This is a genomic window from Nocardia sp. NPDC049707 (assembly GCF_040674855.1).
GTDB lineage: Bacteria > Actinomycetota > Actinomycetes > Mycobacteriales > Mycobacteriaceae > Nocardia.
The window spans coordinates 60,998-78,508 of sequence record NZ_JBFANN010000031.1; the positions used below are offsets into that span (position 1 = coordinate 60,998).

14 protein-coding genes are annotated in these 17,511 nt (G+C 66.4%); 4 read left to right on the forward strand and 10 right to left on the reverse strand.

Annotation, left to right across the window (positions count from 1 at the left end; genetic code table 11):
• Nucleotides 1-3: 3 nt before the first annotated feature.
• The gene (locus tag AB0J29_RS25085) at nucleotides 4-597 is read right to left on the reverse strand and encodes a DUF2867 domain-containing protein (protein ID WP_364790873.1); all 594 of its coding nucleotides are present in this window, start codon (nucleotides 595-597) and stop codon (nucleotides 4-6) included.
• Nucleotides 598-620: 23 nt separating this feature from the next.
• Nucleotides 621-908 carry an antibiotic biosynthesis monooxygenase family protein gene (locus tag AB0J29_RS25090; RefSeq protein ID WP_364790876.1) on the reverse strand — a complete coding sequence of 96 codons (288 nt, stop codon included), beginning with the start codon at nucleotides 906-908 and terminating at the stop codon, nucleotides 621-623.
• A 140-nt stretch (nucleotides 909-1,048) separates the two neighbouring features.
• On the opposite strand from AB0J29_RS25090, the gene AB0J29_RS25095 reads away from it, so the two are divergent.
• Nucleotides 1,049-1,612, forward strand: a complete 564-nt coding sequence (locus AB0J29_RS25095) for a TetR/AcrR family transcriptional regulator (protein ID WP_364790879.1) — start codon at nucleotides 1,049-1,051, stop codon at nucleotides 1,610-1,612.
• A gap of 2 nt (nucleotides 1,613-1,614) precedes the next feature.
• On the opposite strand, the gene AB0J29_RS25100 is transcribed toward AB0J29_RS25095, so the two are convergent.
• The 7 genes from AB0J29_RS25100 to recC form a co-directional block, all read right to left on the reverse strand.
• A complete protein-coding gene (locus AB0J29_RS25100; RefSeq protein ID WP_364790882.1) occupies nucleotides 1,615-2,127 on the reverse strand; it encodes a DUF664 domain-containing protein in 513 nt (170 codons plus the stop codon).
• A 162-nt stretch (nucleotides 2,128-2,289) separates the two neighbouring features.
• A complete protein-coding gene (locus AB0J29_RS25105) occupies nucleotides 2,290-3,024 on the reverse strand; it encodes a 2OG-Fe(II) oxygenase (protein WP_364790885.1) in 735 nt (244 codons plus the stop codon).
• Nucleotides 3,021-3,635 carry a methylated-DNA--[protein]-cysteine S-methyltransferase gene (locus AB0J29_RS25110; RefSeq protein WP_364790972.1) on the reverse strand — a complete coding sequence of 205 codons (615 nt, stop codon included), beginning with the start codon at nucleotides 3,633-3,635 and terminating at the stop codon, nucleotides 3,021-3,023. The genes AB0J29_RS25105 and AB0J29_RS25110 overlap by 4 nt, the downstream gene beginning before the upstream one ends.
• Nucleotides 3,635-4,114 carry a sigma-70 family RNA polymerase sigma factor gene (locus AB0J29_RS25115; protein WP_364790888.1) on the reverse strand — a complete coding sequence of 160 codons (480 nt, stop codon included), beginning with the start codon at nucleotides 4,112-4,114 and terminating at the stop codon, nucleotides 3,635-3,637. The genes AB0J29_RS25110 and AB0J29_RS25115 overlap by 1 nt, the downstream gene beginning before the upstream one ends.
• A 61-nt stretch (nucleotides 4,115-4,175) precedes the next feature.
• Nucleotides 4,176-6,068 (reverse strand): exodeoxyribonuclease V subunit alpha, encoded by a 1,893-nt coding sequence (recD, locus tag AB0J29_RS25120; RefSeq protein WP_364790891.1) that lies wholly within the window; start codon nucleotides 6,066-6,068, stop codon nucleotides 4,176-4,178.
• Nucleotides 6,065-9,415, reverse strand: a complete 3,351-nt coding sequence (locus tag AB0J29_RS25125) for a UvrD-helicase domain-containing protein (RefSeq protein ID WP_364790894.1) — start codon at nucleotides 9,413-9,415, stop codon at nucleotides 6,065-6,067. Before AB0J29_RS25125 ends, recD begins: the two co-directional genes overlap by 4 nt.
• 157 nt (nucleotides 9,416-9,572) lie before the next feature.
• Nucleotides 9,573-12,920: an exodeoxyribonuclease V subunit gamma gene (gene recC, locus AB0J29_RS25130; RefSeq protein ID WP_364790975.1), complete on the reverse strand. Its 3,348-nt coding sequence runs from the start codon at nucleotides 12,918-12,920 to the stop codon at nucleotides 9,573-9,575.
• A 261-nt stretch (nucleotides 12,921-13,181) separates the two neighbouring features.
• On the opposite strand from recC, the gene AB0J29_RS25135 reads away from it, so the two are divergent.
• Nucleotides 13,182-13,379 (forward strand): hypothetical protein, encoded by a 198-nt coding sequence (locus tag AB0J29_RS25135; RefSeq protein WP_364790897.1) that lies wholly within the window; start codon nucleotides 13,182-13,184, stop codon nucleotides 13,377-13,379.
• Between the two features lie 234 nt (nucleotides 13,380-13,613).
• Nucleotides 13,614-14,330 carry a tat pathway signal sequence gene (locus AB0J29_RS25140; RefSeq protein ID WP_364790900.1) on the forward strand — a complete coding sequence of 239 codons (717 nt, stop codon included), beginning with the start codon at nucleotides 13,614-13,616 and terminating at the stop codon, nucleotides 14,328-14,330.
• Between the two features lie 31 nt (nucleotides 14,331-14,361).
• On the opposite strand, the gene AB0J29_RS25145 is transcribed toward AB0J29_RS25140, so the two are convergent.
• Entirely contained in the window at nucleotides 14,362-15,855 is a 1,494-nt protein-coding gene (locus tag AB0J29_RS25145; RefSeq protein WP_364790903.1) for a cytochrome P450, read from the reverse strand.
• 176 nt (nucleotides 15,856-16,031) lie between these two features.
• Here AB0J29_RS25145 and AB0J29_RS25150 point away from each other — a divergent pair, with 176 nt between their 5' ends.
• Nucleotides 16,032-17,471 (forward strand): NAD(P)/FAD-dependent oxidoreductase, encoded by a 1,440-nt coding sequence (locus AB0J29_RS25150; protein ID WP_364790906.1) that lies wholly within the window; start codon nucleotides 16,032-16,034, stop codon nucleotides 17,469-17,471.
• The last annotated feature ends 40 nt before the right edge of the window (nucleotides 17,472-17,511 follow it).

The following is a 17,511-nucleotide window of genomic DNA, read 5'->3' on the forward strand; positions in this document are numbered from 1 at the left end:
CGGTTATCCCGCAACCGGATCGCCCATCTGCGCCCGCCACCCACGCTCTATTCCGCGCATCAGCGCCGGGTACACCAGCAGATAGCGGAAGGGCAGGATTCCGGCCATGTAGAGCTTGCCGAGCGGTCCGTTCGGCTTGACCAGCACCGCCATTCGGCCGTGATAGCCACCGGTTTCGTCGCGCACCCAACCGATGTGCATCACGCCGTGCATGGTTCGGTTGGCAATCTCACCGGCCCATTCGGTGTCGGTCAGATAGACAGAGCGAAACGGCGCGCCCGCGAAGGCTGGCCCAGGTGCGCCACGCAGATCAGCGGGCAAGCGATCACGCAACGAGGGTACGCGGGCCGCGATGCCCGCATCGGCCTTGTCCCAGCCGAGGAGCGCACCGAGCTTCCAGCGGATCGCGAAGAGCAGTCGGTAGACGACGGAGAATTCACTCGAATTATTACCCGAGGCCATCTGCCGCACCAGCCGCGGAAGGTCGTCCGGACCACCCGGGGTCGGCAATTCCCAGACATCCTCGACCCGAAAATCGGGCGCTATGTCGTGGATCCGCCAGGGCCGGGCGGTGTGCGCGGAATTTGGTAGCCGCATTGCCCCATCCATATTCGCGGCCGTCACCGGGACGCGAGTTTGATGATCTGGCGCGGGCGGCGTTCGCGCTCATCGAAAGTGACGTCCACCTCCGCCGCCACGATCGCCGCGAAGGACGCCGCGAATGCCGCGTCGGATTCCCACTGTGCGGTGGAGACGACCGCATCGTCACCGTCGGTGGTGATCCAGCAGTCGGCGGATAGGCATCCCGGTGTCGAGCGCATTACCTCGGCGACCTGACGGACCCGGGCGACGAAATCGTCGAAATCCTCGGGTCGTGGGTAGTGCAATCCGACAAATCCGACCGTCACGACGGTCTCCTCTCGTTGGCGAGAGCACCGATGCCCTCGCAATTGGCCGATGTACCAACGGCTTTCAAATATACGGTGCCGTATACTTCGATCGTAGCCAATGGCACGCCGGTGTCAACACCGTCCGCGATACTGAAGGTATGGTTGCCGTCACTCGCACCCCACGAAGCGGCTGGATCGAGCAGGGCCTGTTGGCGCTGGCGACTGGCGGTCCCGATGCTGTCCGCATCGAGAGCCTCGCGCAGGCGCTCGGTGTCACCAAAGGCGGCTTCTACGGGCATTTCGCCAACCGCAAGGCGCTGCTCACGGAAATGCTCGAAACGTGGGAGCGCGAGAGCACCGATGCGGTTCGCGCGCAGGTCGAGAGCGAAGGCGGCGATCCGCGGACCAAAATCCGGCGCGCGGGCCTGCTCACTTTCTCCGACGAACGCCTGCCCATCGACCTCGCCGTCCGCGACTGGGCCCGCCGCGATCCGACGGTCGCCGAACGGCTACGTCGCGTGGACAACTACCGGATGGAATACGCGCGCGAACTGTTCGGCAAGATCTACTCGGATCCGGACGAAATCGAAGCCCGCGCGCTGCTCGCGTTCTGTTTGGCGGTCGGCAGACATTTCCTCGCCGCCGACCACAACGAGCGCACCCACCTGGAGGTGGCCGGCCGCGCCGCCGACCTGCTGGTCGGGGACACGCCCGAGCACTGAAACTACCTGCGGCGCAGCAGCACTCCGCGAATGAACGCGGCCTGGCCGGAGTGCTGGATATCGTCGTCGACGACGCTGACCAGCCGCACGCCCAGAGTTACCGGCGGATCCCAGCGGGTGTCGACGATACGAGGCAGATCGGCATCGGTGAGTCCGGAGACATAGTCGAGCGTCTGCGCGTGCACCGCGTCGTAGTACCCCAACAGCAGCTCGGCGGAAATTCCGCCGAGTTCGGCGACCTCTGTGGCGCGGTGCCCGTAGCCGGTTGCCTCATCGACAAACGGCAGGCCGAACCGCGCGGCCCAGCCCGCCCCCGTCCACACCTGTTCCAGACCCGCCACGTCCGCGATGTGATCGTCCTGCACCCGGGTCAGATGCCAGATCAGCCAGGCGATGGAGTTCGCGTCCGGATCGATTTGAACCGCCAGTTCATCCTGTCCGAGCCCCGCGACCGCGCCGTGCACATTCTCGCGCACCCGTCCGAAGGCATCGACCAACAACTCAGCGCTCGTCATGCCACCATGCAATCACACAGTTGCCGCCGATATTCCCCGGATCCGGCCGCTCTCCGCCCAGCGGCAGCAGCTCGGCGATTCGAGGTCGAGCAGGGCTCGTCCGGCGGGCAACCCATCCGCGTAGCCGGTCAGGGATCCGTGGGGTCGGTCAGGGTGTACATCTCATTCGGCGTCATGCAGGACCAGGCCAAGGGTATGGCGGTGACCGCTGCGAATTCGACTGACACCGTGGCGGATCGGGGCGCGAGACCAACCGCGCGTCGCTGGGGTCGGCCGGTCCCGAGTGGTGAAGACGAGCGCGTGGCCCTGTTCCAGGATGGTGACCGTCGGCTTGGATTGTGCGCGAGGGCGTTGTTCGACCAGGAGGAATTCACCGCCGGAATGGTCGATGCCGGGCCGGTCCAGGCCGATGACGACCTGCAGCGGGAAGACGAGTTCGCCGTAGAGGTCGCGGTGCAGGGCATTCCAGTCACCTTCGATGTAGCGCAACAGGATTGGCGTCGGCTTCGTTTGACCGACGGCGTGGCAGGCGTCGAGCCAGTCGTCGAAATCGTCGGGCCAAGGCTTCGGATCGCCGAGCCGATCGGCCCAGGTGCGGGCGAGGGACAGCAATTTGCGATAGAAAGCCCTGCGCAGCAGCATGATCGACGCGGGGAGCGGATCGGTGAAGTACCGGTAGGTGCCCTGGCCGAAGCGATAGCGAGCCATGTCGATCGTCGACCGGAAGCGGTCCGGATCCGCCCACATGGCGGTGAATTCGGCGCACTCTTCCGGGGTCAGTAGCGGGCCGGTCTGGGCGCAGCCGTAGGCGTCGATCTCCTCGGTCAGGGCAATCCACGGCTGTGCTTCGACTCGCTCTTCCAATGCGGCAAGGGTTTTCACGACCTTCTCCTTCATGCCGCTTCAAGCGTGAGCAGGGTGGTCTTGGCGGTGACACCGCCGACATACTGGCCGATCGAACCGTCACTGCGCACCACCCGGTGGCACGGGATAACCACTGGCAGCGGGTTATGTGCACAGGCCGATCCGACCGCGCGCACCGCACGCGGATTACCAACGGCCGCAGCGACATCGGCGTAGCTTTCGCGATTTCCGTAGCCGATATCGCTGAGATGCTCGATCACTTGGCGCCGGAATCCGACCGTCAACCGCAGATCGAGTCGCAGATCGAATCGTGTTCGCGCACCGGCGAAATACTCGTCGATCTCGCGGGCCGCTGCGGCCAGGCGCCCCGGGGCGGCCAGGATGCGCGGGCTGATCCGCTCGGCGAGTGTGGTGAGCACGGTGTCGTGGTTCTCGTTGGGGTAGGCGACTCGCACCAGGCCCGCGGGAGTGGCTGCGAGCAGCAGTGTGCCGACCGGCGTGTCCAGCGTGCGGTAGGCGACGTCGAGCAGGCCCGCGGCCTCGGCGTCGGCGGTCAGCCGGCGATGCAATGGGGACAGGATCTCGGCGGAGTTCGGGGGCAGGCCGTCGAAGAGACCGTCCGGATCCCGGTCGATAGTGGCCATCATGTTCGATCCTTCGGGTAGAGCTTGCGCAATGTCTTGAGGCCGTCGGCAGCGGCCCGGCGGGCGGCATCGGTCGAATTGCCCAGCAGTTGAGCGATTTCGGCATGCGGTAGACCCGCCAGGTAGTGGTAGGCCACCGCTTGGCGCTGTTTGGTCGGCAACGACGCGAGTGCATCCCACAGATCCGGGTCGTAATCAGCCGGGTCGGCGTCGGGCGCGGTGCGTTCGGGCAGGGTTTCGGCGGGAACGGGTGCGCGGGTCAGTGCGCGCCCCACATCGATCGCGCGTCGGTGCGCGATGGTGACCAGCCAGGCCTCGATATTCGTCTTCGGGTCGAGGTCGGGGTAAGCCCGCAGGGCAGACAGAAAGGTCTCCGACCACGCATCGGCGGCATCCGTCGGACCGAGCACGGCCTGGCACACCCGTAGCACCATCCGGCCGTATTCGGCCACCACTTCCTCGAAAGGAGCCAATCTCACGCTGGGTAGACGTCGGAGGCGCGGAAAACGTGAGATTCCCAGGTCAGCCTGTCGCGCGAGATCACCGTGACTCCGGGGTACGCGACAGGCCGCTGGCGCGCAGGACGCGCCGGTCGATAGCGGCGCGAATCGAGTCGTCGGTGCCGATGATGCGGACGTGGCGGCGGGCTCGGGTGATGGCCGTATACAGCAGTTCCCTGGTGAGCAGGGTGGATTCGGGTTCGGGCAGGACGACCGAGACGGCGTCGTACTGGCTGCCCTGGCTGCGGTGGATGGTCATGGCGAAAACGGTCACCACGGCCGGAAATTGGGTCGGGTGCACCAGATAGGGCTCGCTGCCGCGCTGCAGGGCCGCGCGCAGCAAGCCGTCGGGCATGCGAACAATGACACCCGTATCGCCGTTGTAGATGCGCGCCTCATGATCATTGGCGGTGACCAGCAGGGGCTGGCCCGGATACCAGGGCGCCTGGTGCGAATCCGTTCCCGCACCACCGGCCGCGGCCCATTCGCCGGCCATGCGGTCCCAGCGTTCGACACCGAAGGGACCTTGGCGATGCGCACACAGGAGGCGATGGGATTCGAGGGCGGTCAGTGCGGCCGCGGCATCGCCGTCAAGGGCGGCGGCGGTGACTTCGCGGGCGGCGCGCACCACATCGGCGCGCACGGGTGCGGTGTCCTCGGGTGTGCAGAGCGAGAGTTCCGCACCACCCGCGCGCAGTAATGCCAGAGCGGTGTCGGCGTCACCCGCGCGGACCGCGACGGCGAGTTCGGCGATCTTGCCGCCGAATCGCCGACCGCGGGTCAGTCGGACGATGCCGCCGCGCAGCCGTATTCGCTCGATATCGGTCAGCGCTTCCGGATTACCTTCGGCTGCAATACATTCCGTGCTGATTACCTGTTCGAAGACCGGATTCGATTCGCCGGCAACGGGTCCGGCGACAAGGTCGGCGAGTACCGCACCGGCGTCGACCGAGGCGAGCTGATCCGGATCGCCGACGAGCACCAGGCGGGTATCCGGGCGCAGCGCGGCCAGCAGACTGCTCATCATGGTCAGCGAGACCATGGAGGTTTCGTCGACCACTATCACGTCATAGGGCAGTCGGTTGAACTCGTGATACCGGAACCGGGTCGCCCGGCCGCGCTGCCAACCGAGCAGGCGATGCAGAGTGGCGGCGGTGAGCTCCGGCAATGTGAGCGCTTCGGCCTGTTCGCGCACCGCTTCCTGCAGTCGCGCGGCTGCTTTGCCAGTGGGCGCGGCCATAGCGATGCGCAGCGCGGGTAACTTCGGATGCGCCCGCTGGTGCGCGTCGAGCAGGGCCAGGATGCGGGCGATGGTGTGGGTCTTGCCGGTACCCGGTCCGCCCGCCACCACCGTGGTCCAGTGCGTCGCGGCGAGTGCGGCGGCGATCCGCTGGCGGTCCGGGGCCGCGCCGACCGGGGTGTCGAAAAGCCGGTCGAGCTCGCGGCGCACGATGGCCGGATCTACCTTCGGATGGTGTCCGGAGCGCTCGGTGAGTACCCGGCGGATCGTCTGTTCCTGCTGGTAGTAGCGGTCCAGATAGAGCAACGGCCCCGTAGCCCGCGCGTCGACGAGGCGCAGCGGCTGCAAGGGACCAGCCGGTCCCCCGCACACCAATGGGCTCACCCTTAGTGCGGCGACCACCGCATCGATATCCGGCCATGGCAATGTCGCGAGGTCGATACCCGCACCCGCATCCCAGGTTTCGTCGGCATCGACGCCGATTTCGCGCATGCGGTGCAGTTCCAGACAGACCGAACCGGAACGGACCGCCCGCACCGCGAGCGCCGCCGCGAACAACACCTCTTCCGCGGATTCGCGGCCCATCCGGCCGAGTCGGAGCGCGACGTGCACGTCAGCGGCGGACAGCACACCGGCCTCGTTGAATATGCGCAGCAGCCCGGTGCCCCGCTGCGCCAACTGAATGGAGGTCATCGGACAGCCTCCCCCGCCAGTAGATCGGACAGCGCGACGATCAGCGCGGCCGGTGGATTCCAATCGAAAACACCACAGCCCGAGGGGGTTTCGGGACCGATCATGCCGCGCACGAACAGGTAGCGGGCACCGCCGAGATGGCGCGACGGGTCGTAACCGGGCAGCCGCCACCGCAGATAGCGGTGCAGGGCGACCGCGTAGAGCAGGGCCTGCAGCGGATAGTGCGAGCGCAGCATTTCGGCGGCCATGCGGTCGTGGGTGTAGTGGTCGACGGTGAGATCGCCGGTGCCGAGGCGGTTGGTTTTGTAGTCGACGATGACGAATCGCGGTTCCACGCCCGGATGTTCGGTAATGCGCAGCACCGCGTCGATACTGCCGGTGAGGTAGCCGCGCAGCGGGGTGTCGTCCAGGGACGCGAGTTGCTCGGCATAACCGGATAGGGAATCGTCGGGCGGGAGATGGGTTCGCAGCAGATCAGCTATCCGGCGCAGCGTGACCGTATGCGCACCAGGGATGTCACCGCCGGCGAGCGGGAGCTCGAAGTCGAGTTCGTTGAGCCGGTCGCGGGTGGAAATGTCGGCGAGACAACCGAATCCGAGTGGGGTGTGCAACACGGCGAGTAGAGCGCTGCCGAGTATCACGGGATCGGCCTCGGCCATCAGCTCGTCGGTGGCCGCACGGCAGCGGGTATGCACCTCGGTGGCCAGATCGACAGCGTCGGTATCGATTCGCTCGAGCACACCGTGCACCAGGGTGCCGAATTCGGCGCCGTAGGGCAGCGCGTTCATCAAGGACAGGGCCGCATCGGAGGTCGCGGGTTCGGTTTCGGCGAGCAGCGGCGTGCCTGGCTCGTCGGACGGGCCGCGGTCATCCTCGGGTTCGGCCTCCGGAATCGCGGCATCGTGCGCGCTTGCCGTCAATGCCGAATAGGAGGTGCGCCGCCACTGCACGTCCATGGTGCGGGCGAAGTGCGCCGCGTCGAGAGCTTCGGTCGGGAATTCGGTGCGCACGCGGCGGATCTCGACCGTATCGGTGTGCTCGACACCCTCCACCGCAATGGCCTCCGGCGCACCGGCGGCCCAGGCCGAAAGCATCGACACCGCGACCGCATCCGCCGGTACCGCGGCTTTGCTCGGTACGAGATCCCCGCCGTCCGGGCGGCCGAGGACCATCCGATGCAGCGGCGCGTTGGCGGTGGTGATCGCGGGCGCCCACCAGGCGACGATCTGACACATCGCGCGAGTGAGTGCGACGTACAGCAGGCGCAGTTCCTCGCCCGCCTCCTCGGTCTCGCTGCGCAGCTTGCGCTCACCGTAGCCGGATGCGTCCTGGCCGCCGACATCGAGTACACGGGCGCCGTCGTCGGTGTGGAACAGCAGGGTCTGTGGGTACGGGTTCTTCGCGTTGTCCCACGCGAAAGGCACATAGACGATGGGGAATTCGAGTCCCTTGCTGGCGTGTACGGTGGCGATCTGCACGGCGGCGGCATCGCGATCGAGGCGACGGCTGCGGTCGGCGACCGATCCGGAGGCGGGATCGCGCACACGGTCGGCGAGCCAGCGGGTCAGCGCGGTGAGGCCGAGACCTTCGGTCAGCGCGACCTGATCGAGCAACTGCGCGATATGCCGCAGATCGGTCAGCTGGCGTTCGCCGTTTTCGATCGAGAGGAGTCGCTGAGCCAGATTCGCTTCGGACGAGATCTTTTCGAAGACCGCGGTGAAACCCACGCGGGTGAACAGTCGGGCCGCCTCCCGCAGTTGGGCGGAGATGCGGCCGACCAGATCCGCACCGCCGCTATCGATTTCGACCGCGGTCACGCCCAGCAGCGGTGTGCAGGCGGCAAGGCGGACCCGGTCGGAGCGATGCGGCTGTTCGAGCGCGCGCAGCAGCCAGAGCCAGTCCGTCGCACTGCCGGTGGCGAAGACGCTGGTGCCGCCGGCGAGTACAGAAGCGACTCCGACTCGATCCAAAGCGGTTCGCACCACATCGATTTGGGATCGAGTCCGCACCAGTACGGCGATATCGCCGGGTCCGATCGGCCGCGGTCCGGTCTTCGCCTCGAACAGCACACCGGATTCGAGCAGCCGCACGATATCGGCCGCGAGATCCTCGGCAACCTTCGCACGCATGCGCCCGACCGCCGGGAATCCCGATTTGTTCAGCGGACCCGCGCCGGTGCGCGGCAGACACCGCATCCGCAGCGGCGTCGTCAGGTCCTCGGGGCCGGACAGTCGCGACCAGCCGCGGGTCGCGGTGACCGGATAAACGGTGATCTCCTTGTGCCCCAATGCCGCACCACCCTGCAGATGATCCAGTGCAGCGAGCAGACCGGCATCGCTGCGCCAGTTGTCGGTGAGCTCCTTGCGGGTATCGGCATGTGCGACGGCATCGAGATAGCTGAGCACTTCGGCACCGCGGAAGGCGTAGATGGCCTGCTTCGGATCACCGACGAGCACGAGAGTCGCATGTCCATGGAAGGCCAGCCGCAGGATGTCCCACTGCAATGGATCAGTGTCCTGGAATTCATCGACCAGGGCGACCCGGTACCGGTCGCGGATGCGGCGACAGGCCCGCGGCCCGTGCTCCGGATCGGCGAGCACATCGTGCAGCAGCACCAGCAGATCGTCGAAATCACGCAGTCCGGCAAGGCGTTTGCGGCGCTCGGTTTCCGCGCGGACCGCGGCGGCGAAGGCGACCCGCTCCCCCGCCGGTCCCTGTCCCTTCGGCACCAATATCGCGTGTCGATCCTGCACCGCCGCGAGCGCCAGCGTATGCGCCTCCTTCAGCGAAAACGGCGGCTCCGCACGGGCATACCGGTTCAGGTACAAGTCATCGGCGACCGTGCCGATCAGATCATCGATCGTCTCGACCAACCGCGATCCGGGATCATGTTCGCCCGCCAAGCCGAGCTCATCCAGCATTCGCTGACAGAAACTGTGGGTCGTCGCGATGGTCCCGGCATCGAAATCCGAAAGCGCGGTGAGCAATCGCCGACGCCGTAGCAGCACCTCGGCCGAATCCGCCTGCGCGACCAATCGAACCAGCTCATCGGCATGGGCCCGAGCCGTCTGCGGATCGGCCAGTGCCGCCGCCACCGCGACGAACCGGTCACGCGTCCGTTCCCGCAGTTCCTGGGTGGCGGCCCGACTGAAGGTCACCAGCAACAACTGCGAAATGTCGATCCCGATTTCGGCGACATACCGTACCGCCAACCCGACGATCGCATGCGTCTTACCTGTTCCTGCACTCGCCTCGAGCACAGTGGTTCCGGTCGGCAGCGGCCCATGGGGATCGAATTGGTCGGCGCCCAGGGCAGGCGCGGCGAATGCGGTGTCCTCGATAGTCATCCCCGCCGCCCCTTTCCGTGCCTGGCGAATCCGGTGCTCGCACTGCTCATCGGCAAGATCTTCGTTCGTCGACCGCCATCTCCGCCGTCCACCCGACGCGCGCTCCGTATCCGGGAGGCGCACCGAACGGGTATCGCACTCGACGAAATTGCGCCACTCACGGCTGGCCCTGATTCTCAGCAGCCAAGAGAGGTGCCCACATGCGACGAGCCAGCGACCCGAAGCGGGTAGTTTCCCCGGGCTCGCCCGCGGGCGCGGGGGCGGCCATGAGGTGTTCGAGGCGAGGGGCGGGCCCCCAGATGTAGCGCAGGTGCCGATCGGTGTGATCACCGAACGGTCCGGGACCGTTGGGTCCGCCATTGAATTCGCGTTCGGCCGCGCTCACCGCTTCGTCGGTTTTCGAGCCGCGGAAGCGGCGTTCGGCGTAAACGGCGGTAGCGGACGGGGCGATCGGGAGCGGTTCGGTCAGACCGGCATCACGCAGCCGCACCAGCTGACGCAGGATCGTCAGCGCGGCAGGCGATTCCGGAGCCATGATCTCGGAACGCCATGCGGGACGGCCGAATTGGCCTCGTCCGGTGGTGACCGCGCGCCATGAGCGATCCTCGGTGACCGCCAAGGCCAGCAATGAAACCCACGCGGCGATACGGTGTTTCGGGGCGAGCCGAGAGAACGTGGTGCGTACCAGGGATTCACCGCGCACCTCGGGCACCGTGCCGGTCAGCTGGCGGCCATTACCGAGATCCACCGCGATATCGACCGCGCGCGGCGCACCCTCGTACTCCGGCAGCGCCGCCCGCACCAGCTTGTCCACGGTCGACTCGACCTCGTCGAGCACCGCACCGCCGAAACCGAACGGCGGCAATGTCCCTCGCCGCCACTCCGCCGCGCGCAGCGTCGATGGATCCGCGCCGGTCAGTCGCGCGGACAGCAGTCGTTCGCCCAGCTCCCATTTCGCGAGCCCGTCGAGTTCGATGGGCAGCCGGTCGGCAATATCGTCTTCGTGTTCGGGAACGCGGAGTCCGAGGCGCTGCCACAGGAATGCCCGCACCGGGTGTTCGACGAACGAAACCAGATCGGCCAGTGCGACATCCGCGAGTTCGAGCGCGGGCAGCGGCTCGGGCAGGAATAGGGGACGCGGCTGTGCGGGTTGTCCGGCGGCCCGCGCCCCGGCGAGTGCGACGGTATCGAAGCTGAACGGGTGCTCGGCAAGGAAATTGCGACGATCGAAGCCCTGCAACGGATGTCGGGTCACCACCGCGTCCATACCTGCCGCGCCGAGGTGCGCACGGAGTGTGTCGAGCAGTTCGGCGATCGGGATGGCCGGCGGGCGATGCGCGCCGGTCACCGGGTCGGCACCGGTGTGGAAGATCAGCAGTTGTTCCGTGGCCGCGAGCACCGCATCCAGCAGCAACTGACGGTCCTCGCTGCGCGCATCTCGTTCGCCCAGTAACGGATTGCGTGCGAGCACATCGTCACCGTCCACGCCGCTGGTGCGCGGGAATACCTCGTCGTCCAGGCCGAGCAACACCACCACTCGATGTGGTACGGAACGCATCGGCACCATCGTGCACACCGTCAGCTCGCCGGTCCGGAAATTCGCCCTGGTCGGTCGGGCCGCGAGCCGACTCGACAGCAGCACACCGACATCCGCCAGCCGCAATGGCACAGCACCCGCATGTTCGGTGGCGGCGGTGAGCTCACGACGGGCCTCGGTGCGTACCCACGCCTGACTGTCGGGCACGTCGGTGAGCAGCTCGAGGCAGCGCCCGAGCACCGCCGCCCACTCCTGCGCCGGACGCGGTCCGCGCAGGTCACGCAGGCAGACCGCGAGCCGGTCGATGAATTCCGCGAACCGGCCCGCCAGATCCACATCATTGCTGTCCACATCGTCGAGCGGTAGCGCGAGATCCAGCCAGTCCTCCGAGGATTCGTCCGCGGTGACACCGAGCAGGATCCGGTCCACCGCGCTATTGAGTGTGTTCTGTGCGAAGTCCGCCAGCCCGAACGCCTGCCGCTGCCGCTGCCCGATCCCCCACCGTGCACCGGATTCGGCCGCCCACTCGCGCAACCTTTCGATATCGTCGTCATCGAAACCACAACGGCGACGGACGGTTTCGGATGCCGCCAGATCCAGGACCTGGGTCACCGTCACTCGCCCGTCGGCGAGCTCGAGCAATACCGCGATCACCGCGAGCATCGGATTGGTCACCCCGCGTCCGCGGTCGGCGAGCCGCACCCGCAGCAGATGCGCGGGATGCGCCGATTCCCCCACCGACTCGACCGATCCCACCATCTTCTGTCCGAACGCCGCGCGCACCAGCGGCGCGTACGCCTCCACCTCGGGACACATGATCAACACATCGCGCGGTTCCAGTGTGTGATCCGCCGCGAACAAGCCGAGCAGACATTCGCGCAACACTTCGACCTGTCGTGCCGGTCCGTGACACGAATGCACCTGCACCGTGCGGTCGGCGAAACTCGCGGGTTCGGGCGGCCACGCATCGTCCCGGATCCCGGACTGCAGGGCGGTCAACAGTGTCCGACCCGAATCTTCCTGACCGCCACCATGATTCGATCCGACAGCCGCGTGATGCTGGTCCGCGGCACCGACCAGCCGTTGCTGAAGCTCCCGTACATCCCTGCCGAGCCCGGCAAGCAACGGATGCCGCACCGCTGTCGCACTGACATCATCGGCCCGTGCCACCACGGCAGGCAGCGCACTCAACTCGGTCCACATCGCCGGACTCGGATGCGCGAGCCACAGGTGTACATCCCGCCGCTCCCCCAGCGCTGACAACACCGCCAGCTGATCGCTCGGCAGCCGCGTCACCCCGAACAACGACAAACGTCCAGGCAGATCCACCAGCTCCGGCTGGTCTCGCAACCGCGCACAGGCCGCGTCCAACCGCTCGGCCGGACTCGGCACCCCGACCTCGGCCCGCAACCGCCGCCACAATTCCGGTTGCCACAGCAAATCGTCCGGCACCGCCCGCCCGGCACCGTCGGTATTCGAACCCGCAGCCCATTCCGCGAGCAGCCAAGGCCGCTGCGCCGCGTAACTGTCGAACAGTGCCGCCAGATGCGCGGCCGTCGCATACCGCCGACCGACCCGATGCCCGGCGGGTTCCCCGACCCCGAGATGGCGCGCGAGCACCGTACTCCACCGCTCGGCCAGCGACGCGTCGATCACCCGCAGCAACGTCCACACGATCTGCTCGGACGCCCACGGATCCGTCTCGGGTCGCACGCCACTCGCCGCCGCCGTTACTTCGGCGACCATTGCACCGGGAGATGGGAATTCGATATTCGCGGCAACACCGTCCGAGCGACCCGACACGCCGAGCACGGTCGACAGCCGCTGCGTCAGCCACCGCTCGACCCCCTTCGCGGGCACCGCGACCACCTCGGTAGCGAAGGCATCCGGCAACGGTTCCGCAAGCAATGCGGCCAACGCATCCGCCAACGCATCGGCGCGCTCGGCACGATGTATGTGCAGCGGCATCTGCGCCCTCTCGTCGTTGGTCGGTATGTCCGCACCGCGCGTCAAGTCGCCTATCCGCACGCGTCGGCGCTTGCGCACGTTTATACGCCCAGCGACCAGTACGCAACTTTCCGACCCCATTCCCAGCGAAGTGAAATAAGCCACACGCGAACGATTTACTTCGCCGTGTCATGTCGGATCGCGTCCGTCGATGTGCAACAGTGCTCAACCGGGGAGGAACGGGATAGCTGCAGGAAAGGCTGGTTCGCGTTCATGATGGCGATGGTGATTCCCCTGATGCCGAGAGGCGGATTCACGGTCCGCCGGGTCGGTGACAGATGGGAGCTGGTCAACTCGCGCTCTTATGGTCGCACCGTTGTCCTACACTCCTGGCCACGCGACCGGCATGCCGAGGCCTTCGCCCACTGCTACCGCCTCAACGGTCGCACCGTCGAGGAACTGCACGCCGCATTCCACTAGAGCGAAAGACACTGCGGCACAAGCACGCAACGCCGAATACCACAGCATCGGTCAGAGCTCAAGACGTGCGTCCGGCGCGCCGATGTGCGATCGTGTTGCCTCGTGCGTCACGCCTCCGTCTCTGTTCTCGCCGCTGCGGCGATCCTGGTCCCCACTACCACCGCGCTGATTCCATCGGCCCTCGCGGCGCCTCCGGCGCACATGCAGGGCTGCATCGCCGGTTTCGATTGCGATATGAGCAGCCGAATCGCCGCCGTCGACGCGTATTTGAAGAATCGGCCCGGCGTGACCGGCTACGTGGTCCGTGATCGAGTGAGCGGCGGGGTGTACGCGAACGAGAATGCGGAGAACTCGGTCTGGACCGCTTCCACCATCAAACTGGCGATCGCCGCCGATCTGCTCAACCGCGCGCGGGCCGGCGCGATCGGTCTCGGTCCCGAGGACCGCGGCCTGATGGAATCGATGCTCGCTACCTCGAATGACCAAGCCACCGATATTCTCTGGAACAAGTACGCCGGCCTCGATCGGATGGCCTATAACAACGCCTTCCGCACCAGCGGCATGGTGAACCTGGTTCCGCAGCCGACGAATACCGCCATGTTCCCGGACTGGTCGTTCCAGAAGTGCACCCCCGCTGATCTGGATCGGCTGATGGACTCGATCTTCACCACTATGCATCCCGACGACCGGAACTACCTGTTCGACCGCATGCGCGCGGTGGACAGCAACCAGCACTGGGGCGTGTGGGGCGCGGGCGCAGCGATGCGGCCCGGCCTCAAGAACGGCTGGTCCGAGGAGCAGGGCGGCTGGGTAGTGAACTCGGTCGGCTTCGCAGGACCCGGTGAGCGTTACACCCTGGCTATCATGAGCGCACTCGGCAGCGACGGCGGCTACACCGAAGGCGCCGCGACCGACACCAAGGTCGCCGAACTGCTTTTCAGCGGCCGCTGAGCCGATTCTTCGAGCGACCGACCGGCGGTCGCTAGCGGCGACGCAACAGCACGGGCGCGCCATCCCGGGGGAAAGGAATCGTCGTGAATCCCCACGGCATTCGATAGTCCCCCGGGAGCTCCCACTCGTAATCCCGCACCAGCGCGGCAATGATCGTCTTCACCTCGAATATCCCGAAGTGCATCCCGATGCACTTGTGCGCACCCGCGCCGAAGGGCATCCAGGCGAGTCGATGCGATTTGTCCTCGCGCCGCGCCTCGCCGAAGCGCTCCGGATCGAACACTTCCGGCCGGGTCCACAGCTCCGGCAGGAAGTGATTGACCGTATACGCGCAATCAATCGGCGTACCCGCCGGAATGTAATGCCCGAGAATTTCGGTGTCGCGCACTGCCCGGCGCGGCAGTCCGGGCACCGGCGGCATCAGTCGCAAACTCTCCTTGATCACCAGATCCAGTTCGCGCATTCGATCCAGATCGGCGATCATCGGTGCGGCACCACCGATTTCGGCATCGACGGCCCGCACCTCGGCACGTACCCGCCGCTGCCATTCGGGATGTTTGCCGAGGTAGTAGGCCACGGCGGTGGCAGTGGTCGTTGTGGTGTCGTGCGCGGCCATGATCAGGAAGATCATGTGGTTGACCACATCCGCATCGTTGAATTCGGCGCCGTCCTCGGTACGCGCATGACACAGTCCGGAAAAGAAGTCCGCCGACTCGGTCCTGCGCTTGCGCGGCAGCATCTCGGTGAAGTACTGCTCGAGCACCCTGCGCCCGCGCAGCCCGGCACGCCAATTGCCGCCGGGCACGGGATGTCGGATTATCGACAATCCGGCATGGGTGCAGTCGATGAACGCGTCGATGAGCTTGCGGCGGTGCATCCCGACATCGAGGGCCATGAAGGTCTCGCCCGCGATCTCCAGGGTCAATTCCTTGATCGTCGGATAGAGCCGGACGGTGCCACCGGTCCGCGGCACCCACCGATCGATGGCGGCCCGCGCCACCGGCGTCAACGACGCCAGATGCGCTTCCAGCCGCTCCCTGGTGAATGCCTGCTGCATGATCCGGCGATGAAACATGTGCTCGTCGAATTCCAGCAGCAGCAGTCCGCGCCGGAAGAACGGACCGATGAAGTAGTCCCACCCCTGGCCGAAATCGCGACGCCGCTTGCCGAGCACCTCATCGATCGCGTCCGGACCGCAGACCAGCACCCGATCCGATCCCAGCGACGAATTCAGCGATACCGGACCGTACCGGCAATATCGCTGCATCATTTCCGCCGGCCCCCAGCGCAGATAGTGCAGGCCACGGCCGAAGTACGGAAGTCCAGCATCGCCGTGTACCGCGGTCGCGGTACTGCCGCGCGGTGGTGCGGCCAGCACATGCGGACGTTCGGGAACTCGACTCAGCAGTCGATCGATGAGATGGTCGTCCGGGATGTCGATGAGCGACGCATTCTCGGATTCGAGCCGCACACTGGGCTTTCCATTTTTGCCGCGAATGTGGGCGGCACGACCCCCGCCGACCATGACAAACCTCCCTGAACGACCGAATCTATCGTATTCTCTTTTTCACATTCGTTCGCTCGAAAAGAATCCGCACATCAGCATTCGGGATCTCGCCGCGACGGCCAACAGAGCGCCGACTACCGTAAGTCGGGTCAGCAACGTTCCAGGGGCCGTGCCCCAGGTTTGAGGAGCACCGGATGAGCACTCAGTCTGTCGAGGAGAACCATCGCCACCGGGTGGTGGTGATCGGCTCCGGATTCGGCGGCTTGTTCGGTACCAAGCACCTCAAGCATGCCGATGTCGACGTCACCCTGATCTCCAAGACCTCGACCCACCTGTTCCAGCCGCTGCTCTACCAGGTCGCCACCGGCATCCTGTCGGTCGGCGAGATCGCCCCAGCGACCCGGTTGGTACTGCGCAAGCAGAAGAACGCCCAGGTGCTGCTCGGCGATGTCATCGATATCGACCTCGAGCACAAGACGGTCACCTCGCAGTTGCTCAACCAGAACACCGTCACGCACTTCGACAGCCTGATCGTGGCAACCGGTGCGCAACAGTCCTACTTCGGTAACGACCAGTTCGCCACCTACGCCCCCGGCATGAAAACCATCGACGACGCGCTGGAGTTACGCGCGCGCATCCTGGGCGCATTCGAAGGGGCCGAACTGGCCACCACCCAAGAACTGCGGGACCGGCTGCTCACCTTCGTGGTGATCGGCGCCGGGCCCACCGGTGTCGAATTGGCCGGTCAGATCGCCGAGCTGGCCGATCGCACCCTGGAGGGCACCTTCCACAACATCGATCCGCGCGATGCCAGGGTCATCCTGGTCGAGGGCGCGGGCGCGGTGCTTGGCCCGATGGGTCCGAAGCTGGGCGGTAAGGCCAAGCGGCGGCTGGAGAAGATGGGCGTGGAGATCCAGCTCAACGCCATGGTCACCAATGTCGACGCGCACGGTGTCACGGTAAAGGATGCCGACGGTACGGTGCGGCGCATCGAATCCTCGTGCAAGGTGTGGTCGGCCGGTGTGCAGGCCAGCCCGCTGGGCAAGATGCTCGCCGAAGGCTCCGACGGCACCGAGACCGACCGCGCCGGCCGCGTGATCGTCGAGCCCGATCTGACCATCAAGGGCCACCCGAATGTCTTCGTGGTCGGCGACCTGATGTCGGTGCCGAATGTGCCCGGTCAGGCGCAGGGCGCGATCCAGGGCGCGACCTACGCGGCCAAGCAGATCAAGGCCGGACTGAATGGGCAGGCGCCGCAGGACCGCAAGCCGTTCAAGTACTTCAACAAGGGCAGCATGGCGACGGTGTCGCGGTTCAGCGCCGTCTGCCAGGTCGGCAAGCTGGAGTTCGGCGGATTCATCGCCTGGCTGGCCTGGCTCGGCCTGCACCTGTACTACCTGGTCGGCTACCGCAGCCGGATCATCACCGTCATCCAGTGGTTCGTGACCTTCCTCGGCCGTAGCCGCGGGCAGATGGCGGCCACCGAGCAGTGGGTCTTTGCCCGGCTCGCGGTGGAGGCGGTGCAGGCCGATCAGGAGGAGGCCGACGAACTCGCGGCCGCGCTCGGCGCCCCACCCGCGAACAATGGGAAGGCCGCGCTCACCGATAAGGCCGCCAACCGCAAGGTGGGCTGACCTCCGGCCATTGCCTCACCATATTTTCGCCCATCCGTGC